Annotated in this window: 16 protein-coding genes; 1 reads left to right on the forward strand and 15 read right to left on the reverse strand. The window is 44.1% G+C overall.

Going from position 1 to position 21,778, the window contains the following annotated elements; all coding sequences use genetic code 11:
• The first annotated feature begins 19 nt into the window (after window positions 1-19).
• Window positions 20-226: a hypothetical protein gene (locus tag H6571_03765; protein MCB9322838.1), complete on the forward strand. Its 207-nt coding sequence runs from the start codon at window positions 20-22 to the stop codon at window positions 224-226.
• Between the two features lie 137 nt (window positions 227-363).
• Here the strand turns inward: H6571_03765 and H6571_03770 are convergent, their stop codons facing one another.
• The 15 genes from H6571_03770 to H6571_03840 form a co-directional block, all read right to left on the reverse strand.
• Window positions 364-1,071: a sulfite exporter TauE/SafE family protein gene (locus H6571_03770; protein MCB9322839.1), complete on the reverse strand. Its 708-nt coding sequence runs from the start codon at window positions 1,069-1,071 to the stop codon at window positions 364-366.
• 52 nt (window positions 1,072-1,123) lie between these two features.
• Window positions 1,124-1,603: a thioredoxin gene (locus H6571_03775; protein ID MCB9322840.1), complete on the reverse strand. Its 480-nt coding sequence runs from the start codon at window positions 1,601-1,603 to the stop codon at window positions 1,124-1,126.
• Between the two features lie 9 nt (window positions 1,604-1,612).
• Entirely contained in the window at window positions 1,613-2,590 is a 978-nt protein-coding gene (locus tag H6571_03780; protein MCB9322841.1) for a permease, read from the reverse strand.
• Between the two features lie 56 nt (window positions 2,591-2,646).
• Entirely contained in the window at window positions 2,647-3,081 is a 435-nt protein-coding gene (locus tag H6571_03785) for a hypothetical protein (GenBank protein MCB9322842.1), read from the reverse strand.
• Between the two features lie 2 nt (window positions 3,082-3,083).
• A complete protein-coding gene (gene arsB / locus H6571_03790; protein ID MCB9322843.1) occupies window positions 3,084-4,112 on the reverse strand; it encodes an ACR3 family arsenite efflux transporter in 1,029 nt (342 codons plus the stop codon).
• A 158-nt stretch (window positions 4,113-4,270) separates the two neighbouring features.
• Complete coding sequence (locus tag H6571_03795; GenBank protein MCB9322844.1) at window positions 4,271-4,504, reverse strand: TM0996/MTH895 family glutaredoxin-like protein; 234 nt, start codon at window positions 4,502-4,504, stop codon at window positions 4,271-4,273.
• 56 nt (window positions 4,505-4,560) lie between these two features.
• Complete coding sequence (locus tag H6571_03800; protein ID MCB9322845.1) at window positions 4,561-4,902, reverse strand: winged helix-turn-helix transcriptional regulator; 342 nt, start codon at window positions 4,900-4,902, stop codon at window positions 4,561-4,563.
• 145 nt (window positions 4,903-5,047) lie between these two features.
• Window positions 5,048-6,088: a T9SS type A sorting domain-containing protein gene (locus H6571_03805; GenBank protein ID MCB9322846.1), complete on the reverse strand. Its 1,041-nt coding sequence runs from the start codon at window positions 6,086-6,088 to the stop codon at window positions 5,048-5,050.
• A 63-nt stretch (window positions 6,089-6,151) separates the two neighbouring features.
• Window positions 6,152-7,405, reverse strand: a complete 1,254-nt coding sequence (locus H6571_03810; protein ID MCB9322847.1) for a T9SS type A sorting domain-containing protein — start codon at window positions 7,403-7,405, stop codon at window positions 6,152-6,154.
• Between the two features lie 265 nt (window positions 7,406-7,670).
• Window positions 7,671-9,245: a hypothetical protein gene (locus H6571_03815; GenBank protein ID MCB9322848.1), complete on the reverse strand. Its 1,575-nt coding sequence runs from the start codon at window positions 9,243-9,245 to the stop codon at window positions 7,671-7,673.
• Between the two features lie 267 nt (window positions 9,246-9,512).
• Window positions 9,513-10,274 carry a hypothetical protein gene (locus H6571_03820; protein ID MCB9322849.1) on the reverse strand — a complete coding sequence of 254 codons (762 nt, stop codon included), beginning with the start codon at window positions 10,272-10,274 and terminating at the stop codon, window positions 9,513-9,515.
• A 333-nt stretch (window positions 10,275-10,607) separates the two neighbouring features.
• On the reverse strand, window positions 10,608-12,698 hold the full coding sequence (locus H6571_03825; protein MCB9322850.1) for a DPP IV N-terminal domain-containing protein: 2,091 nt from the start codon (window positions 12,696-12,698) through the stop codon (window positions 10,608-10,610).
• A 387-nt stretch (window positions 12,699-13,085) separates the two neighbouring features.
• Complete coding sequence (locus H6571_03830) at window positions 13,086-14,351, reverse strand: hypothetical protein (GenBank protein MCB9322851.1); 1,266 nt, start codon at window positions 14,349-14,351, stop codon at window positions 13,086-13,088.
• A gap of 200 nt (window positions 14,352-14,551) precedes the next feature.
• On the reverse strand, window positions 14,552-15,835 hold the full coding sequence (locus H6571_03835) for a T9SS type A sorting domain-containing protein (GenBank protein MCB9322852.1): 1,284 nt from the start codon (window positions 15,833-15,835) through the stop codon (window positions 14,552-14,554).
• 94 nt (window positions 15,836-15,929) lie between these two features.
• Window positions 15,930-21,626, reverse strand: coding sequence for a gliding motility-associated C-terminal domain-containing protein (locus tag H6571_03840; protein MCB9322853.1), 5,697 nt, complete (start codon window positions 21,624-21,626; stop codon window positions 15,930-15,932).
• Between the last annotated feature and the right edge of the window lie 152 nt (window positions 21,627-21,778).

Here is a 21,778-nt window from a genome sequence, read left to right on the forward strand (position 1 = left end):
AAAGACAAAAGGCTAAAGTATGGAAATTATAACAAAATCGGTGATCACCTGCCCGGAGTGCGGGCATAAAAAGAAGGAAGAAATGCCGACGGATGCCTGTCAGTTTTTCTATGAATGTGAAGTGTGTAAAACGATTTTGAAACCGCTTCCGGGAGATTGCTGTGTGTATTGCAGTTATGGCACGGAGAAATGCCCGCCGGTTCATGGGAATAAAAGTTGTTGCTGAGTTCCACTTTTACTGTCTGGATCAGGATGCTCAGGATTATTGGATTACAGGATTAATTTTTTGGGAGAATATTGGGTTAATGCTAAAAACCAATCCTGCAAATCCACCCATCCGGTAAATCCTGATCCTGACAATGTTTAAATTATTCCCGCAAATATGGAAACGTAATATAAGCCGCTCAGAATAAATACCACTCCGGCCACTTTTCTCATGACCTTTTCCACCTTTGATATCCTGGTGTAAAAGGCACCAATTTTACCGGCGGCATAGGCCAACAGATACGTAAAAATGATCACGGGCAAGCCCGTTCCCAAAGCAAAGACGAGGGGCAGGTAAAGTCCTTTAATACTGGCAATCGTCATTGGAATCAACACCCCAAAAAATAAGGCTCCACTGTAAGGACAAAAAGCCAGGGCAAAAACCACTCCAATTAAAAAAGCCCCCAGCAGCCCTTTATCTTTGAATTTTTCGGAGAGCTTTTCCTGGAAGTCAGATTTGCCAAAGAAATTCAATCGAATCACATTGAGCATGATCAACCCAATGAGGATGAGCAAAGGCCCCAGGAATTTTTCTCCATTTTGATTCAGAAAGCGGGCTATATGGAATTTGCTGGCGCCCAGGTACAAAATCAACCCGATCATGGTATAACTAAAAGCACGCCCGAGAGCATAAAGAATCCCGCTTAAAAATACTTTTTTGGGATTGGAAATATTTTTGGAAATGTACGCCGTGGCAGTAATGTTCGTCGCCAGCGGACACGGACTTATGGCCGTCATAAGACCAAGAATGAAAGCGGAAATTACAGGAACATTATACTGATCCAGCAAATTTTGTAAATATTCCATAAGGCAGCATTATCAGACAAATAAGAGATTGAAAATAAACTATGAAGTCCATTTAATTTAAAGAAGACAATTCGTTTTCAATAAAGAACTTCAATTCATCAGAGAAAACAGCTTTGTCTCTGCCGTTTTCAAAGGCTTGTTCCGTCAGATCGATATGTGTTTCCTGTCCCGCTTTGACTACATTGAGATACAAAGCAGTTCCCGTGGCCTCGTATAACTCGGCTATTTTATAATTTTCGGGAGCATCAACATTTACCGTTTTAAAAATGACTCTCCCTGTTTTGAGTTCTTCTTTAAAAAATGTCTCCACAGTATATTGAGCATTAGCTTCGATAGCCTTACAGGTAATGCAACGATGCGTCCCGTAAAAGTCAATGACTTCCACCCGATTTTCTGCCAAAACCTGCACCTCGGCGGCCTGGCTTTCGTTCCCGGAAGAAGCTGTTGTTTCCTGCCCCGGTTTTACATCCGTGTTGCATGCCATTACCATTGAAGTAACCATCCAAAAACTTGTCCGTTTAATTAAATTCATAATCTTGTTTTAAAAAATTACATTAAAAACATATCCTGAAAAAATGATGCATAAGGTGACCACTCCGAAGAAAACACCGATCAATTTCAGCGTCATCACCTTTTTTAACAACATCGCTTCCGGCAAAGAAAGGGCTACCACTCCCATCATAAAAGCGATGGCAGTGCCTAGTGGTATACCTTTGGCTACCAATACCTGAACCACCGGTAAAATCCCCGAGGCATTGGAATACATCGGGATCGCCAGGATCGTGGCGACGGGGACCGCGAAAATATTGTCTTTACTCATGTATTGCTCAAAAAAGCCCTCGGGCACATATCCGTGCATCAATCCGCCGATGGCAATACCGATTAAAACATAGGGCAAAACTCCTTTGATGATTTTCAGGGCTTCGGCCCAAATGAAAGGAAGGCGCTGGCGGAAAGGTGTCTTCTCCGCAATAAAAACTTCCTCCTCCCGCTGGGCATTGGCAAGCACTTCCTTGACCCATGGAGTAAGGAAACGCTCCAATCTGAATTTACTTAATATGATTCCTGAAACCATGCCCAATAAAACTCCGCTGATGACATAAATCAGGGTGATTTTCACCCCAAAAAGGCCGAGGAAAAGGCCAACAGCCACCTCATTGACTAATGGAGAGGTCACGAGAAATGCAAATGTCACCCCCAATGGAATACCGCCACGGACAAACCCGATGAACAAAGGCACGGAAGAACAGGAACAAAAAGGCGTCACCACACCAAACAATGAAGCCATCAAATATTCAAGCCCGTAGAGTTTGTTTCGGGACAAATAATTTTTCACCTTTTCCACGGGAAAATAACTGTTGACAATCCCCATCAAAAAAATGATAAAAAAGAGGAGCAACAATATTTTTACACTGTCATAAATAAAGAAATTAAGCGCCTTTGCCAAATGACTTTCCCGTTGCAGTTGGCTCAGGTCAAATACCAACCAATCCGCCAGTTTTTGAATCCAGTCGAACATAGTTTTTGTGTTTATTTATCTTAGCGCCAGGTCAATTCCCACGCTTATCCAATGTCTTATAACTTCCCAAGGGCCTGCCGGATCTTTTCGGCCAGTTCAGGTTCGAATTGATCATTTCCGCTGTTTTGAAAAGCCCATGGTGTGATATCGTCGATTTTTCTTTTTCCGTTTTTGGTAATACTAATAGCAAGGGTAGTTCCAAAGGCACCAAATTCTTCCACCAGGGCTTCATTTCGGGGATCTTCAGCATCAACCAGTTTAAAGGAAATTTTCTTTTCTGCCAGCTCTTTTGAGAATTGGTCCTTCAAAACCTTTTTCGTTGAATTTTCAATATCAATGCAGGTTTTGCAACGGTGTTTCATATGAAAATCATAAACCGTAACATAACTTTCAGCCATATTACCTTTCCCGGCAGTGATTGGCTGAGCCTCGGTTTCACGGCCACAGGACACCAAACATAAAACCGTAACAAAGAGAACTATCGTTTTCATAATCAATAGAATTTTTTCTTCAAATACAAGGCCACATTGACCAGACCGATCAACACAGGCACCTCTACCAAAGGGCCGATCACCCCGGCAAAAGCCTGGGGAGAATTCAACCCGAAAACAGCGATCGCCACTGCGATGGCCAACTCAAAATTGTTGCCTGAAGCCGTGAAAGCCACCGCTGCATTTCTCTTGTAATCGATGCCCATCCAAATGCCAATGAAAAAGCTGATAAAAAAAATGAGGGCAAAATAGATGACCAGCGGCACCGCGATCAGGAGGATATCCATCGGTAATTCAAGAATCATTTCCCCTTTCAGACTAAACATCAAAACGATCGTAAACAACAAAGCAATCAGGGTGATTGGAGAAATGAAAGGAATATATTTTCGGTTGAACCAGTCCGCTCCCTTTGCTCTGATCAGCCACTTCCGGCTCAGGAATCCCGCCAGGAAGGGAATGCCCAGGTATATGGAAACACTTTTGGCTACTTCTCCCATAGATACATGAATATCGGTTCCTTCAAATCCAAAATATCCCGGCAATACATTGATGAACAACCAGGCGTAAAAACTATACGTCAAAACCTGAAAAATACTGTTCAAGGCCACCAATACGGCTCCGTATTCACGACTTCCGCCCGCCAGATCGTTCCAGACGATGACCATTGCGATACAACGGGCCAGACCAATGAGGATAACACCTGTCATATAACCGGGATGGTTTCGCAAGAAAATAATGGCCAAAACAAACATCAGAACCGGGCCCACGATCCAGTTGAGAAAGAGTGATAATCCCATCAACTTCCTGTCCTTGAAGGCTTTGGGCAATAACTGGTAATCCACCTTGGCCAGCGGCGGATACATCATTAAAATAAGTCCAATGGCCAGTGGAATATTGGTGGTCCCTATTGACATGGAGTTGGTAAGGTCAGCCATTCCGGGGAAAACCACTCCAAGCCCCACTCCCATCGCCATGGCCAGGAAGATCCAGAGGGTGAGGAAACGGTCCAGCAGTTTAAGTCGTTTTTTCATTTGTTTATAAAATTATTAATATTTCGAAAATGAAGTGATTAACAATTTTATAAACAAATGTAACCACTACGTTTTCCCATAAATTTTTTCAACCATGATGGATTGGTATGGTTAATAAAGTTTATGCTCATTTCATTGTTCGATACTGTGAATTGAGTTTAAGCAAATAAGGCTTCCACTTCCGCTTTGGTGGGCACCCGGCCTTTGATCATCACGACTTCATCAACCACTACTGCCGGAGTGGACATGATATTGTACTGCATGATATCCATGATGTCTTCCACTTTCACGACGTTTACATCGAGGCCTTTTTCCTTAACTACCGCTTCTACAACGGCAGTGGTTTGTTTACACCTTGCGCAGCCTGTTCCGAGAATTTTAATTGTTGTCATCTTTAAGTAGTATTGTTTATCGCCAATAGACGATAATTATTTATAAAAAAAGTGTTTTATTGAGGGTCGCAGGAAATATCTTCCGGCCCCTTAAGGTCAAATAATGCGGCAAAGATGAGCCGGGCTTTTTGCCAGTTTTCCTTATTAATGCAATACTTGATCCGTGGCGGGTTGATCTCACCCTGAATCAATCCGGCCTCTTTTAATTCCTTCAGGTGCTGGGAAATGGTCGACTGGGCAAGTGGCAGAACCTCTACCAGGTCACCCGTAAAACAACAGGATTGATGGGTAAGGTATTTGAGGATTTTGATGCGGGTTGGGTGCCCCAGGGCCTTGGCAAACCTGGCCAGTTCCTCCGTTTCTATGAGATAGTCCACTTCTTGAATGGTCCTTTTCATTTACATCTATTTCGTTCATCGCAAATGTACGATTGATTTATGGATAAATCAATTTTTTTACTGTTTATTACAAAAAAAATCCCGGATTCTGGGTTGAGCCAAAATCCGGGAAAACCTTGATCTAAAAGGAATCAAGCCTTTTTTATTAGCGAATTATCTGGACTGGTTTTGAGAAGACCTGCTGTCCTAGTTTAATACGCATTTCATACATTCCTGAATTCAATGCAGCCGCTGGAATCCAATCAAAAGAATGAATGCCTGAAGTGAGGTTCGATAAAGGAAGCAGTCCAAATACCTTTTGTCCATTCATATTAAAGATGTCAATCTGAACAGAAGCCGTTTCCTTCAACTCGAAAGAGACCTTTGCTGATTCATTTATTGGATTGGGAAAAATTTCAAAGGCCGGAATGACTTCGATGATATTATTATTTGTGGTGATTACTGAAGCAAAAAAATCAACCACGGACGATACGGTATTATCTATGACGCCCTGTGAAGATGCTAATGCCAGATCGAAAGCAAACGAGAGGCATTTTGAGGTTCCGTTGTCATACCATAAACCTGCCGTGCTTCCCTGCAAAGCATACCCATCTCCTCCCATTTCATAAATGGACACGGCTCCTTCGCGTCCGGTAAAAGAGTCTGCATACCAAAGCGTAGAGAACTGCCAGTCAATATCTCCTAACCCGGTAATAGGCTGATCCATTGCAGGAGTAACAAAAGCAACACCGAAACCACCGTCATCAGCATACGTCTGTGCATCGTAGGATTCGATCCCAAGAAAATCATATGCAAAATCGCCCTCTACAAAGGTAGAAGGAGTATTGTAAACATCATATAAAAAATCGTTTCCGGTGAGCCATAAATTACCCCCTTCAGAAAGGTATTGCGCCAGACCGCCATTGATTTCATCATTAAAATTCCAAAAACCAAGCCCTACGCCATCCGTTGAAGTATGCCAGATGACCAGATCGTAATTTTGGAGATAAGCAAATTCCGGCACTGCCAAAGAATCAGGAACGTTGTACAAATCAAATGCATAACTGCCATTTTCCAGGGCCGTCTTTAGCAGATCTGTATTAAAAAAATCATCTTTCGAGTCGTCCACCAGTAAAATACTAATGTCCTGACTCAGCGTCAAAGTGCTCATAAAGAGCATAAAAACAAAAGGTAAAAAGTACTTCATTGATCAAAAAAGTTTTATGAAAAAACAGACTAAAAATTTACAGCTCAAAATTACTCATTCTATTTATTTAAAAATAATCTTCCTCACAACAGGCTGAATGTTTTTATCCTCGAAGACCACACTCAGCACAAACACTCCGGAACCGAATTCGGAACGATCCAACACAAATTCACTTGTATTTTGGTTGAATTTGCTGAATACGGTCTGACCGAGTTGGTTGCTGACCTGAATAGTGTAAGGTGAAGGAGGCAGTTCTTCAAAAACCAGTTGCATATAATCTGATGCAGGATTTGGGAATGCCTTAGCCTGGGTTTCTACCCTTAAGTCCTGATTCCCTGAAACCCCGTTACACAGGATATCTCCGAGAAAGAGCGTGGATCTCACCAACATACTATCGTTAAACTCCTGGGAAAAATCTCCATGGCCTCCTCCCGGTACGGTGATCAGCTCGTTGGGAATGCCTAAAGCCTGAGCACGCGGATGCAACTCCCCGCTCCCGTCGATGGCGACGATGGGAATCACTACCACGACAGCAAAGCCATGACCATAGGGAACGATCGGGTCGGCATCGCCGTGGATGCTGATGATGGGCGGGTCCCCGGCATCCATGTATTCTTTCCGGTGCAAGGCTCCGAAATAATTGACCACTCCTTGAATTGAGGACGAATAGCCCATATTGGAATCTTCCGGATCATCGGTATCGCCTTCCATCCCTCCGTTGTCATCCAAAAATTCCTGAACATAAGTCGGGGCCTCTCCATCATCGAGATAGGCTGCATGCAAGGAAACAATTGAACCAGATGAATATCCGCCTGTGAAAATGAAATCCGAATCAATGCGAAATGTATTGGTGGTGGCGGCATCTTTTCTAAAATAACGGATGGCTGCCTTGAGATCTCCAACCGCCATGACCACTTCTTCCATCATCAACAATGAATCCGGAAAGGGGCCGAAAGGTGGAAACTGAAAATCATAGAGGCGATAATCAATAGCCGCAGTAACATATCCCTTTTTGGCATAAGCCTTACAAATGTCATGCGTCTGGGAACGTTCTCCCCCAATGAAGGAACCTCCAAAGGCAAAAAGCAAAACAGGACGGTTATCGGCTTCATCCCCGGCGGGTTCGAAAATATCCATAAACAACTCCTGGAAAACCCCTGAAATGGTGGTATTTTCTCCAAATTTGACCGTCGTCATGACCGGTTCATCCGGAAAAACATCCGTCAGGTAACGCTCCCCGTCACAGTTGGGATTAATCTGGGCCTGAGCCAGGAAAGGAAAAGCCAGGGCTAAAAACAGCAGGTATAAATGCTTCATGTTTTAATGATTAGGTTGTAAAAGTTCCCAATATAGGACATTGGAATGAAACACTGAAATGCAATTTTGGTTTGGTGTTAATTAATATCTTAACCGTATCGCCAAAATTAATCTTTAGGATTTCCTAAAATTATCGCTTACCAAAGGGCAGAAATGAACAGTTTTGCCAATTCTTTAGTCGGATGCTCCCTGGTATCCTGTCATAGGGCTTCCCTCAAATCTTCTAAGGTAAGCAGGTTGATATTGTTATGCATCTTTGATGTTTTTACTGCAACATGAAACGGAAAGTGATAGTTCCACATTCCTTTTCCAGAAGAGCAGCAGAAAACTCCCATAACCCGATGTTCTCTTTGGCGAGATTGATCAAATACTCATCCGTTGTGGTTGAGCCCATTTCCTGGTAGTCCGCGCTGATGACAGCACCCAGGCTGTCGAGGCAGATTTCTAGAACGACGGTGCCTTGTTTTTCTGAATAATCAAGAATCTTTTCTGTTTTTATAATTCTTTTGCTAAAGGAATTAGTTGAATGTATTTGCAGGCTATCGCTTCGTGCTGTATTACTTTCAAAGAGGCTTGTTTCGCCAAAAGTTAAGGCTTGATTTTTTATTTTATCTTCAACCGTTTTTTGGGAGGAAGAGTCTGGGTGGCGGTTATTTTTTTCAGTTTTAAGTTCTTGCATTTGAAAGGTAAATTGAAAATCATTCCAAAAAGCAACGATTGGTTTATTACTAATATCGTTGTCTCCCGCTGTTTGCAAAGTCTTTTTACGTTTTGTTAATATTTCTGAATCTACTTTTTTAATATTTGAATAATTTTTCCATACATAAGAATTTGGTCCTGATGCATTGTATCCTAAAGCCCTTTCAAAATGGTTATTCAAAATTATTTGGAAGTCAAACGGTTCATCTAAATAAAAGGAATGATAAATTTTATTCTCAAAACTTACCTCCTCTCCTGGTTGTAATTCTAATTTGAAAATATCAACAGCAATTCCATTAATAAAGATATTTACTGTGTTTTTACTGGCTGGATAATCCGATTTCAAAAATCTTGTCACTTTAGCTAATTTTATACTCACATCAGCCTGCCTTAGTGGATTCTTAGATTTTTTTGCCCAGAATATTACATCATACTCCGGACCATTATTTGCGGATACCCCAAGACAGTTGCAATTTGGGTCTATTAACGGGTATACGCTTGTTAAATCATCTATGACTCCCAAATTTATAGGAAAGTTATTTATTTGTTTTTTTATTTTTGAATTAATAGTTTCATGAAAAGCCTGATGTAGAGGGTTCATTTCTTGCCACCAAGCATGATCTTCTTCTAATTTGATTTCTACCTTAGGTATAATAACGAGTTTGCCTGAGTCCAAAACCTCCCAATTTTGGCACCTGAATTCAAAATCTATTGATAAAAATAAATCTCTGTCAGGCACAGGTATCGCTACGTCTGAGGAAAGAAAATATTTAATATCTCTTAAACCTAATTTTAGTCTAATTCCAAAATGAATAAATCTATCATTTGGCTTATCCAAATTCATATCACTTTGAAAAATAGGTTTAGTTGCGCAATCGTAACCACATTCATCAGGTAACTCACCAAGAGGAATTAGGCTAAAACTTATTTCCTCATATTCTCTCGTATTAATTTCATTAATTATTTTAAGTAACGTATCTTTTACAAAATACCTAATAATAGAAATGGGAAGTTCTTGAAAATCAGCCCCAGTCTGGAATGTTGAAACAGGAGGCCCAACAGGAGATGGAGGGAATTGAGTTTGAGAAAAACCCAGCTCCATAGTCATCATTATTATCAAAAAATTTATTAATCTTTTCATATTGATTATTATGATTTAAAGTATTAGAAATTATTAGCCAATATTTCTAGAAGCTGCTCTCTAAACATGTATCAACTCGAATTAGGATCAAAAAATAGAGAAGCTTTATGATTTTGAAAAAAAATGCTAATCAATTAATTTTTAATGGCTTACAGATAATGAAGGGTAAAAAAACCGAATTTTGGCTATAGCCAAAATTCGGTATGATTATGTTTTTTAATTTTGGCTGTTGATTTATTAATTGAGGAATTCCCCTAGAATTCTTTTCTAATTTTTCCCAAGTTTAAGAGGGGTGTCATAATTAACCTGACTTAAATCTAATATTGTTAAAGTGCCCCCACACATAAGTTTCACCGTTTGTAACTGTTCATATTTTGAACCAGCATTACAATCGTTACCTAAAACACACTCCAGGTAATCACAAAATGCTCTCTGACAAGAAGAACTCACGCTATCAAAACTCAGGTTTTTACAATATTTACTGAAGGGGCTTTGGGGCGCTTCAACCGATTTTATTTTGTTATAAACAAAGCCAGCGTAATCATTCGCGCTTTGACCTTTCATTATTTCAAAAGTCGTTTTTTTACCGCTCCTGAGATGTAATTCTACAATAGTAGTACCGGTCTGATAGATTAGGTAGCTAATAGATTTATTACCATTAGAAATCAAGTAAATAGACGATGTATAATAACCATCTATTTTTTGAAAAAGCCCCTTTTTCTTACCTTTAGCCGAAGCCGGTTCACGATCTCCCTGATACAAACCAGCATCACCAGATGAAGGTTCGCTGATTTCAAGTCGTTCTGCATCAACTCCATATTCAGTTTTACAACCTGAAATACATGCTTGTAATAAGGTTAATTTAAAATACGATTCAACATATGAATCAGAATCACTTGGCCTATAAAAATCCCCACATTCATTTAAGCAAGTTCTGTACCCGGTCTGATAATCGTCCTTTGGTAACTGTTGGCAAAAGGAATATGTAACAAAAAATGAAACGACAAAAAATAAAATTGATTTTTTCATGACAATAAATTTTTAATTTAAAATGGTATTCACTTTCTTTAAAAGAACGACACAAAGATGGAGGTCATTTGTTCTTCTATTTTGAGATATTTAAAAAAAAATTCTACTATTAAGGTAAAAAATCGATACAAACAATAAGTATTATCACAATTAGTGGAATTATTGTAACTTTTCAAATAAGAACAGCCAAAGTAGAATGAAGGGGTATAAAAAAAACCACGAATGCACGATTAGCTTAAAAAAACTAATCGTGCATTCGTGGCTTCTTTACTAAGGCTCTTTCCTAAGGCTTCTTTCCTGTCGTTATTTAATTTTAATCAAAAAAAGTCAGGGTTATGGCTTTACCGTTTGAACCGGATCAATCACCAGATTTTCAATAAAAAACTCCATCATGCGATCCACATCCAAACGAGTGTGTCCTTTGTCGGGTCCGATTTGCACCTCGAAACTTTTCCCGGCCTCCTGTAATGCCTGGATCAATTGCAGGGAATTGGACGGATGGACGTTATTATCACTGGTTCCAAAATAGATCATCAGCCTGCCTTTTAGATCCCCGGCGTAATTCATAAGGTTTGCCGCCTCGTACCCTTCTTTATTGTTCTCCAGGAGATTCATGAATCTTTCGGTATAAATATTATCGTAATTTCTCCAGTCGGTAACCGCTGAATTGGCACAGGCGACCTGGAAGACCTCAGGATGCCTCAGTAAACAAGTGGCTGCCGTGGTGCCTCCATAGGAAGTTCCATAAGCCCCTACCCTTTTCCGATCCACGTATGGGCGGTCGTACAAAGACTTAACGCCTTCCGCAAAATCATCCATTTCCACTATTCCAAGATTTCCATAAAGCTGGTCCAGGAACCTTTTACCACGCCCAGCCGTATTGCGGCCGTCTATATTGACTACCAGAAAACCATACTCAGTCAGGGCATTCGGCAGGGTGAAGGTTTCGCGAAAGGCATTGGTTCCCGGGCCACCGTAATTGGCCAGGAGTACCGGATACTTTTTAGCCGGGTCAAAATTGGAAGGAAAGTGCAACATGCCATGCAATTCCGTTTCACCGTCTGCTGAAATGAAGGTAAAAACCTCTACTTTTTTCAGCCCCAGGTTTTCAAATTCGGTCATATCGCTTTTGGCCAGTTCTACCAGCATTTTTCCATTGCCGTCCAGTAAGTTGGTAAAAGGAGCAATATTGTGGGTCTGAGCGACATCAACAATATAATTCCCATCAGGCGAAATATAAACCCGGTGGTCATAAGCAGGATCCGTCAACCGCCTGTCTCCTTTTCCATCGAGTTTTACACGATGTAATTGCATCTTCATATGGTTCTCCCCACTTCTGGCCATATAATAAAGCACCCCTTGTTTTTCATCGACCTGGGCTATTCTGGACACCTCAAAAGCATGATCAGTCAGTTTATTGATTAGTTTTCCACTGATATCATAAAGATAATAGTTGTTAAATCCGGTTCTCTCTGACGCCCAGATAAAGCGTTTTCCATCTTCTAAAAAATGTATCTCAGGGGTATTCTCCGTGTAACTGTCCAACCACTCCTCTCGAACGATCGTCCTGGTTTTACCGGAAACGGGATCCGCTGCCGCCAGTTCCATGATATCCTGTTTGCGGTTGGTTCGGTGAAACAGGAGCTCTGTTCCGTCAGGGGACCATTCAATGCCATAAAGGTAGGTTCCTACGGTTCCATCAATGAAAGGTTCACCATTGCGAACATCCAGGGTGATCACTTTTTTAGTTTCCAGATCATAAACCATAATGTCAACCGGAAGGTTATCCGCTCCCACTTTTGGATAGGCTTCTATTTCCACTGAATCCTGTATGGAGGTTTGATCATAGAGCACATAATACTTTTTGGCTTCCTTTTCCTCGAAACGGTAAAAGGCGATTTTTTTACTATCGGGAGACCACCACATGGCCGTGACCTGTCTGAGTTCCTCACCGTAAACCCAGGTGGCTATGCCGTATTTGAGTTGTGTTTCGTCATTTCCATCACTGGTAATGGCCATTTCATCGCTGCCATCGGCATTACTGATCCACATATTCCTGTCTCTGGTAAAGGCCTTCAGTTTTCCGTCCGGTGAATCCGCAGAGGAATATTGTCTTCCTCGGGCAGGTCCCCCTCCGAATCTTCGGAAGGAGCGTTCTGAAGCTTCTCCAATTTCTGCAGCTTCCTTTTTAGAAATATTATAGCTGTATTTTTTTCCATCCTGATCGTATTCAAACGAACGGCTGTCTTCATTCCATTTTACGGATAACTGCCCCATTTTTACCGAATTTCTGATCTTGGGCGCCATTTCCTGGTATTGCTCGTAACCGGGCATCTTTTTGAGCCTGTCCTGGGAATAGGAAATATTGGAAATCAATGTCAAAAAAAACATCGCAGCGAATGTTGACTTTAGGAACTTATCCATTTCTATGAAGATTTTCTGTTTACAAATTAATTTTAAACCTTGATATACGAAAAGCCAATTTAAGAAAATTTTTCCAACACAAAGTACGTCAGAAAAAAAGAGGACCAGAGTTCATTAAAACATTCCGAAAAAGATAGAAATTCCGTTCTTGCTAAGTGTTAAATTAGAACACGGATTTGGACGGTTTTACGGATTCTAACTGATTTTTCCGTGATTATCCGTTCTATCCGAGTTCCTGATAAGCGTCGAATGGGAACACAGATCTGGACGGATTAAACGGATTCTAACTGATTTTTCCGTGATTATCTGTTCTATCCGTTCCTATCCGCGTTCCTGTTTAGCGTTGAAACCGGAACACATATCTGGACGGAATTATTCAGTCAAAATTCAATTCCCCCTGATCTTTAACTTTTCCCTGATTTTGTTCATGTTTTCAGTATTTCGGGGGAATCCAATGGAGTCAAACAAGCCAAAATCCTGCTCCACCATTTCTTTCCACCGGACACCATTATCCAGTTTTTCCTTTTTATGTTCCAGGTAAATGGCTTCAGCGCTTTCGTACTCGTCCATCAGCAGAAAGCAGTGGGCAAGGCAACCAAGGTACCTTAAATTGCCGGGATCCATCGCCAGGGCAGTGCCAGTATTTTTTCGGGCCAATTCATAATTGCCCGTCAACAGCGCATTACGTCCGATCGAATAATAAATTTCCGCCTCCTGGTACCCCAGGGCCTCGATCTGGATGTACTTCTCCAGGGCTTTTTGATAATCATGGGTCAGAACGGAGGCATTAGCTTCTGCCATGAGGTCCATCAAATCTCCCTCCTTTCCAGTGGCACCCGGGGAGCGTTGCACGGTATAACAACGATCCAGCGACTTTTTGAGGTTAGATTCCAAAGCACCCGCATTCATTTCCTTATACTCACTTGGTTTGAAAACTGCCGTAAAATCATCCGTGGCGCAAAAACAAAGATCGTTGGCTTTTTCCCCGAAGCCGGACAAATACCCTTTGCAGGAATTGTAAATATCCTGCCGGGTATTTTCGTGCCATTCATCCACATAGACATTGTTTTCCACCTCCGCCACCACCTCTATGGTCAGCCAGATACCTTTGAGCAAACTGCTGTTTTTAAAACATAAATATTGAGTACTTTTTGTCAGATCATTGATCAAAACCCTGCCTTTGACAGTATTGGCCACGGAACCTTCCTCCAGATAAACCGAAGGCACCGCATTGGCATAAGTTCCGAGCATGTCGAGCTCAAAAAAAGATTCGTACCCCTTTTGGTCAGTGGCAAAAATGTCCACCACGTTGGCTCCCTGCGGCAATACGATCTGCTGCAACACCTTGGCGGATATCCGGTAGGCGGGATCAGGAATGAGACTGGTAAGCTGGTTTAAAAGATTGATGGCGATGTTGGCCTCCTTTTCCGTTTCGGCTGTAGTAAAGACATACACCCACTGCCGGGTATTTTCCGGCAAATCGACCTTTACAAAAGCCCGGGATTTCCCCCTGGGTTTGCTGGATAAATAGATGGTTCGTTTTCCAACTACCTCCTTCAGTTCGTTTTGTGTGTAAAATTTTTGAGCCACCCCAAACAATGGGGCCAATAAAAAGCAAACAAGTACGAAGTAAATTTGAAATGGTTTTTTCATGCAAAAGAAATTTTAAGGAAAGATAGGAAAAGTTCAAATCTAAGTTGAAAAAAAAATCCGGCAGCAAATTAAACTCAGTTATTCAAACGGCCCAATACAAGTCAAAATACCAGAAAATGGGAAAGGTATAAAACACAAAAAGCCCTGCCGAAGCAAAGCTTTTTATGTCCCCGACTGTGGGTTCTAAAAGTAATAAAAATTTATTCTTTAACCAGCCTTATACTCCCCCACCCTGAATCGGTGGAAATTCTTGCAACGTAAATTCCATCCGCAAATTCTGATGCATCAATTTTTACAACAGAATTTTTGGGTTCAACCCTATGGATCAGCTTTCCTTGCAGGTCAAACACTTCAATCAAGGTTATCATGTCGTTTTCAGATGAAATGGTCCATTGGTTGTGTGTTGGGTTAGGAAAGACACTCAATCCTTCCAGTAAATAATCGTCCATGCTCATCACCAGGTTTCCGAACCGTACATCATCAAAATAATAGGTCTGCTCCCCGGCGGTTGCCCCGTCTGTCCCAAAATTAAAAAAGATGGAGGCCATGTTATAAGTCCAGCCCATACTCAGGCCAACACTCAATAACTCCGTTCCGGTAGCCTGGTTGGTGAAGTCGAATTCCAATGTTTCCCATCCTGCGACGGTGGTATTCGTTTGGGTTTCACAAGTGTGGGTTTCATCATTTGAATCTTCCACTTTCAGGCGAACAGGGATACCCGCTGCCGGAGTCCATACCCTCACGGTCATTTTGGAATCAGATAATGTCAAAGGGATATTCGTGGCAAAACCGGCAGGTGTACCAATGGTCGTTCCGGCCCAGGTTGCCGCTCCAACGGTTTTGATGACCTGTATGACCTTATTACTTGCATCCGTTGGATCCGTCACCAAAGAGGAAACATTCCCTCCAAAGTCAGACATGGTATAATTTACCGTTGACCCTTCGAAATCGACGGGCAAATCAATTTGAGTGCCCCCGAATAACTGTTCAATATCATCAAAAAGAAAAGTGGAGGTCGCGGAACCATTTCCCAAATTACCAAAATCAAACATAAATACCAGGTAATTAAAATTAGCCGGCTCTCCTGTAAAATCCCATTCCAGTGTTTCCCACTCATTCGTAACGGTCGTTTGCACATCTCTTTCAGTGGCTCCGGTTCCTTCCAGTTTAAATTTTACTGTCGTTCCAATGGGTGCCGTGGTAAAAACCTTCATTGAAATAATGTTATTGGTGGTAAAATCCAGGTTGGCCGCCAAGGCTATTTTGCTCCCTGCCCAGACCTCTCCCCCATTTCTGACTATCTGTGCCACTTTAGCACTCGTATTTATCCCGCCGGATTGAGGATTGTCGATTACCGTTGCTGTTCCGCCGTCGAAATCTTCAAAATTACCGGTAACGATTGTGGTTTCAAAGTCTATGGGTAAGGATTGAGAATAACCTATTGATACGGTGAAAAGTAAAAAAAGAAAAATATTTTTTTTCATGTTATTTTTATTATACGAAAATTTGTTTTGAATACTTAATTTCAATGAATCAGAAAAAGGCTTAATTGCCAAATGCTTCATTCAACTCCCTGACTTATCTCACCACCGTTATTTCCCCGCTTAATAACTCTTTATGCCCATCCGTGAATTCAATCTCAACAAAATAAACATAAACACCAGGACTAACCTGCTGCCCGCGATATTGTCCATTCCAGGCAAATTGAATATCATTGGCTAAAAAATCGCTCTCAGAAAATAAGGCTGAACCCCAACGATCAAATACTCTGAAGGTTCTCACCAAACTTACCTCAGGACCAGCATTGATCATAAAATAATCATTGATCCCATCACCATTAGGAGAGAAGACGTTGGGAATGAAAACATTTTCTTTGACTTGTCCCTGGCAAGGAATACATATACTGCCATCACAATCCAGCACCGTTTCCATATCATTGATGGTAGTCGGGTCACCATCATTACAAGCTTGTGTTGTAGTAGGTCCATCTGAACAATCTGTTTTTAAGCCCTCGCAAGGGATACAAATACTGCCGTCACTATTCAGAATGGTTTCCATATCATCAACCGTACACGGATCGCCATCGTCACAGGGTACCTCTGTTTCGCAAGAGGCGTCTGTGTCACAGGGTGCCATTTCACCAGTACAAGGTACGCAAATACTTCCATCCGACAAAAGTTGTATTTCAACGTCATTGATCGTGCAGGGATCATTATCATCACAAGGCAGGGTGACCTCACAGGTGCCATCCGTGCCGCAAGGGGCAGCTATTCCCGAACACGGAACACAAATGCTGCCGTCACTGTTCAGGATAGTTTCCATGTCGTTGATCGTGCAAGGATTGCCATCGTCGCAAGCCTGTACTGTCGTCGGACCTGTATCACAATCGCCAGAGGTTCCCTGGCAAGGGATGCAAATGCTACCGTCGCAGTCCAGCACCGTTTCCATATCGTTGATCGTATTCGGGTTGCCGTCATCGCAGGCCTGGGTCGTCGTCGGGCCGGTGGCACAATCCAGCGGTACGCCCTGGCAGGGCACACAAATGCTGCCGTCGGACAGCAGTTGTATTTCTACGTCGTTTATCGTGCAGGGATCATTATCATCGCAAGGCAGGGTGACCTCACATGCGCCATCCGTGCCGCAGGGAGCGGCTTCTCCGGCACACGGAACACAAATGCTGCCATCGCTGTTCAGTACAGTTTCCATATCGTTGATCGTACAGGGATCGCCATCGTCGCAAGCCTGTACTGTCGTCGGACCTGTATCACAATCGCCAGAGGTTCCCTGGCAAGGGATGCAAATGCTACCGTCGCAGTCCAGCACCGTTTCCATATCGTTGATCGTATTCGGGTTGCCGTCATCGCAGGCCTGGGTCGTCGTCGGGCCGGTGGCACAATCCAGCGGTACGCCCTGGCAGGGCACACAAATGCTGCCGTCGGACAGCAGTTGTATTTCTACGTCGTTTATCGTGCAGGGATCATTATCATCGCAAGGCAGGGTGACCTCACATGCGCCATCCGTGCCGCAGGGAGCGGCTTCTCCGGCACACGGAACACAAATGCTGCCATCGCTGTTCAGGACAGTTTCCATATCGTTGATCGTACAGGGATCGCCATCGTCGCAAGCCTGTACTGTCGTCGGACCTGTATCACAATCGCCCAAAGTGCCCTGACAAGGGATGCAAATGCTACCGTCGCAGTCCAGCACCGTTTCCATATCGTTGATCGTATTCGGGTTGCCGTCATCGCAGGCCTGGGTCGTCGTCGGGCCGGTGGCACAATCCAGCGGTACGCCCTGGCAGGGCACACAAATACTGCCGTCGGACAGCAGTTGAATTTCTACGTCGTTTATCGTGCAGGGATTATTATCATCGCAAGGCAGGGTGACCTCGCATGCGCCATCCGTGCCGCAGGGAGCGGCTTCTCCGGCACACGGAACACAAATGCTGCCATCGCTGTTCAGGATGGTTTCCATGTCGTTGATCGTGCAAGGATTGCCATCGTCGCAAGCCTGTACTGTCGTCGGACCTGTATCACAATCGCCAGAGGTTCCCTGGCAAGGGATGCAAATGCTACCGTCGCAGTCCAGCACCGTTTCCATATCGTTGATCGTATTCGGGTTGCCGTCATCGCAGGCCTGGGTCGTCGTCGGGCCGGTGGCACAATCCAGCGGTACGCCCTGGCAGGGCACACAAATACTGCCGTCGGACAGCAGTTGAATTTCTACGTCGTTTATCGTGCAGGGATCATTATCATCGCAAGGTAAGGTGACCTCACAGGTGCCATCCGTGCCGCAAGGAGCAGCTATTCCCGAACACGGAACACAAATGCTGCCGTCACTGTTCAGGATAGTTTCCATGTCGTTGATTGTGCAAGGATTGCCATCGTCGCAAGCCTGTACTGTCGTCGGACCTGTATCACAATCGCCAGAGGTTCCCTGGCAAGGGATACAAATGCTACCGTCGCAGTCCAGCACCGTTTCCATATCGTTGATCGTATTCGGGTTGCCATCATCGCAAGGTAGGGTCGTCGTCGGACCGGTGGAACAATCCAGCGGTACACCCTGGCAGGGTGTACAGAAAGTTCCATCTGACATGAGTTGTATTTCTACATCGTTTATCGTACAGGGATCATTATCGTCACAAGGCAAGGCTATCTCACAAGCTCCATTTGTCCCGCAGGGGGCCGGTATTCCCGAACACGGAACACAGATGCTGCCATCGCTGTTCAGGATGGTTTCCATGTCATTTATCGTGCAGGGATCGCCATCATCGCAGGCCTGAACCGTCGTCGGGCCGGTGGTACAATCGCCTAAGGTTCCCTGGCAAGGGATACAAATGCTGCCGTCGCAGTCCAGCACCGTTTCCATATCATTGACCGTATTCGGGTTGCCATCATCGCAGGCCTGGGTCGTCGTCGGGCCAGTGGAACAATCCAGCGGAGTGCCCTGGCACGGAACACAAATGCTGCCATCCGATAACAGTTGAATTTCTACGTCGTTTATGGTGCAAGGGTTATTGTCATTACAAGGTAAGGTCACCTCACAGGTGCCATCCGTGCCACAGGGGGCCGGTATTCCCGAACACGGAACACAGATGCTGCCATCGCTGTTCAGGATGGTTTCCATGTCATTTATCGTGCAGGGATCGGAATCATCGCAGGCTTGGGTCGTCGTCGGGCCGGTGGTACAATCGCCTAAGGTTCCCTGGCAAGGGATGCAAATGCTACCGTCACAGTCCAGCACCGTTTCCATATCATTGACCGTATTCGGGTTGCCATCATCGCAGGCCTGGGTCGTCGTCGGGCCAGTGGAACAATCCAGCGGAGTGCCCTGGCACGGAACACAAATGCTGCCATCCGATAACAGTTGAATTTCTACGTCGTTTATGGTGCAAGGGTTATTGTCATTACAAGGTAAGGTCACCTCACAGGTGCCATCCGTGCCACAGGGGGCCGGTATTCCCGAACACGGAACACAGATGCTGCCATCGCTGTTCAGGATGGTTTCCATGTCATTTATCGTGCAGGGATCGGAATCATCGCAGGCTTGGGTCGTCGTCGGGCCGGTGGTACAATCGCCTAAGGTTCCCTGGCAAGGGATGCAAATGCTACCGTCACAGTCCAGCACCGTTTCCATATCATTGACCGTATTCGGGTTGCCATCATCGCAGGCCTGGGTCGTCGTCGGGCCAGTGGAACAATCCAGCGGAGTGCCCTGGCACGGAACACAAATGCTGCCATCCGATAACAGTTGAATTTCTACGTCGTTTATGGTGCAAGGGTTATTGTCATTACAAGGTAAGGTCACCTCACAGGTGCCATCCGTGCCACAGGGGGCCGGTATTCCCGAACACGGAACACAGATGCTGCCATCGCTGTTCAGGATGGTTTCCATGTCATTTATCGTGCAGGGATCGGAATCATCGCAGGCTTGGGTCGTCGTCGGGCCGGTGGTACAATCGCCTAAGGTTCCCTGGCAAGGGATGCAAATGCTACCGTCACAGTCCAGCACCGTTTCCATATCATTGACCGTATTCGGGTTGCCATCATCGCAGGCCTGGGTCGTCGTCGGGCCAGTGGAACAATCCAGCGGAGTGCCCTGGCACGGAACACAAATGCTGCCATCCGATAACAGTTGAATTTCTACGTCGTTTATGGTGCAAGGGTTATTGTCATTACAAGGTAAGGTCACCTCACAGGTGCCATCCGTGCCACAGGGGGCCGGTATTCCCGAACACGGAACACAGATGCTGCCATCGCTGTTCAGGATGGTTTCCATGTCATTTATCGTGCAGGGATCGGAATCATCGCAGGCTTGGGTCGTCGTCGGGCCGGTGGCACAATCGCCTAAGGTTCCCTGGCAAGGGATACAAATGCTACCGTCACAGTCCAGCACCGTTTCCATATCATTGACCGTATTCGGGTTGCCATCATCGCAGGCCTGGGTCGTCGTCGGACCGGTGGAACAATCCAGCGGAGTGCCTTGGCACGGAACACAAATGCTGCCATCCGATAACAGTTGAATTTCTACGTCGTTTATGGTGCAAGGGTTATTGTCATTACAAGGTAAGGTCACCTCACAGGTGCCATCCGTGCCACAGGGGGCCGGTATTCCCGAACAGGGGACACAGATACTTCCATCGCTGTTCAGGATGGTTTCCATGTCATTTATCGTGCAGGGATCGGAATCATCGCAGGCTTGGGTCGTCGTCGGGCCGGTGGTACAATCGCCTAAGGTTCCCTGGCAAGGGATGCAAATGCTACCGTCACAGTCCAGCACCGTTTCCATATCGTTGATCGTATTCGGGTTGCCATCATCGCAGGCTTGGGTCGTCGTCGGACCGGTGGAACAATCCAGCGGAGTCCCTTTACAAGGTTCACAAATGCTGCCATCACAATCTAGCATAACCTGAACATCATTGATAGTGCAGGAATTTCCATCATCACAAGGCTGAATGCTGGTGGTCCCGTTCGCACAATCCACCGGGGTGCCCTGACAAGGCACACAAATACTGCCATCACAATCCAACACCACTTGTTCATCATTTATGGTGCAGGCATCACCATCATCACAGGATTGAGTTGTCGCTGGTCCAGTCAAACAATCCAAAGGAGTCCCCTGGCATGGAATGCAAATGATAGAATTATCACAGGCATCTACTACTTCCACATCGTTAATAGTACAAGAATTTCCATCATTACAGTTAAGGCTTATTGTATTGGTACAGGCAGGAGGTATATCCTGGTCATAAGTATAAACAAGGCAGATTTCATAAGAAACCGTAACAATGCCATCGGTAATTGCTGTCCCGGTGGAAGGACATAAGGCTGAAAAATCCGTAGCAGGAATGATATCGACACCAATTACGTCGGTAGCATTAATCGCATTACAGGTAGCAATGTCCAGGGAATACATTCCGGTTACGGATGAGCCCCCTCCAAAAGTATTACACCCCGGGGTGAGCACGTCCTGGATGATCGGACAAACAGAAGTGTTGTTTAAGGAACAATTCAACAATATATTTCCAAATAATGGAATCCCTGAGCAATCAACCGATGAATTAATACTAATTATATCAATGTTTACCACTAATGACGTAATGGATGGATTATTGATGCCACATGGAAGGATAGGAGGATCGAAATTATGCAAATAACCTTCGTTAACGATGAGGAGATTTGCATGAGACCAATCATTTCGGTCAGGACCAATCAGGCTGCTGGTTACGGTTTGGCAAGAGGTTGTTGTATATTGACTAATACCTAATTGAGGCATAGCAAATAATAAGGCAATCAATATTGTTTTCAAAAAAAAACGAGAATAGACCATTTAGTGCGTATTTTTTTTGGAAATGCTCTAAAAACCAAAAAGAATTTGACAAAAGGGTCGAATGCCAAAGGTTAGTCAGAGATGAGTGGTTTGCAGAA

This window comes from Lewinellaceae bacterium (assembly GCA_020636105.1).
Classification (GTDB): domain Bacteria; phylum Bacteroidota; class Bacteroidia; order Chitinophagales; family Saprospiraceae; genus BCD1.

Bases quoted from the DNA above. Each gene is read 5' to 3' on its own strand.
- H6571_03810 (MCB9322847.1), bottom strand. From the start codon at position 7,405: ATGAAGCATTTATACCTGCTGTTTTTAGCCCTGGCTTTTCCTTTCCTG.
- H6571_03840 (MCB9322853.1), bottom strand. From the start codon at position 21,626: ATGCCTCAATTAGGTATTAGTCAATATACAACAACCTCTTGCCAAACC.
- H6571_03795 (MCB9322844.1), bottom strand. From the start codon at position 4,504: ATGACAACAATTAAAATTCTCGGAACAGGCTGCGCAAGGTGTAAACAA.
- arsB (MCB9322843.1), bottom strand. From the start codon at position 4,112: ATGAAAAAACGACTTAAACTGCTGGACCGTTTCCTCACCCTCTGGATC.
- H6571_03800 (MCB9322845.1), bottom strand. From the start codon at position 4,902: ATGAAAAGGACCATTCAAGAAGTGGACTATCTCATAGAAACGGAGGAA.
- H6571_03815 (MCB9322848.1), bottom strand. From the start codon at position 9,245: ATGAAAAGATTAATAAATTTTTTGATAATAATGATGACTATGGAGCTG.
- H6571_03775 (MCB9322840.1), bottom strand. From the start codon at position 1,603: ATGAATTTAATTAAACGGACAAGTTTTTGGATGGTTACTTCAATGGTA.
- H6571_03785 (MCB9322842.1), bottom strand. From the start codon at position 3,081: ATGAAAACGATAGTTCTCTTTGTTACGGTTTTATGTTTGGTGTCCTGT.
- H6571_03765 (MCB9322838.1), top strand. From the start codon at position 20: ATGGAAATTATAACAAAATCGGTGATCACCTGCCCGGAGTGCGGGCAT.
- H6571_03835 (MCB9322852.1), bottom strand. From the start codon at position 15,835: ATGAAAAAAAATATTTTTCTTTTTTTACTTTTCACCGTATCAATAGGT.
- H6571_03770 (MCB9322839.1), bottom strand. From the start codon at position 1,071: ATGGAATATTTACAAAATTTGCTGGATCAGTATAATGTTCCTGTAATT.
- H6571_03820 (MCB9322849.1), bottom strand. From the start codon at position 10,274: ATGAAAAAATCAATTTTATTTTTTGTCGTTTCATTTTTTGTTACATAT.
- H6571_03780 (MCB9322841.1), bottom strand. From the start codon at position 2,590: ATGTTCGACTGGATTCAAAAACTGGCGGATTGGTTGGTATTTGACCTG.
- H6571_03830 (MCB9322851.1), bottom strand. From the start codon at position 14,351: ATGAAAAAACCATTTCAAATTTACTTCGTACTTGTTTGCTTTTTATTG.
- H6571_03825 (MCB9322850.1), bottom strand. From the start codon at position 12,698: ATGGATAAGTTCCTAAAGTCAACATTCGCTGCGATGTTTTTTTTGACA.
- H6571_03805 (MCB9322846.1), bottom strand. From the start codon at position 6,088: ATGAAGTACTTTTTACCTTTTGTTTTTATGCTCTTTATGAGCACTTTG.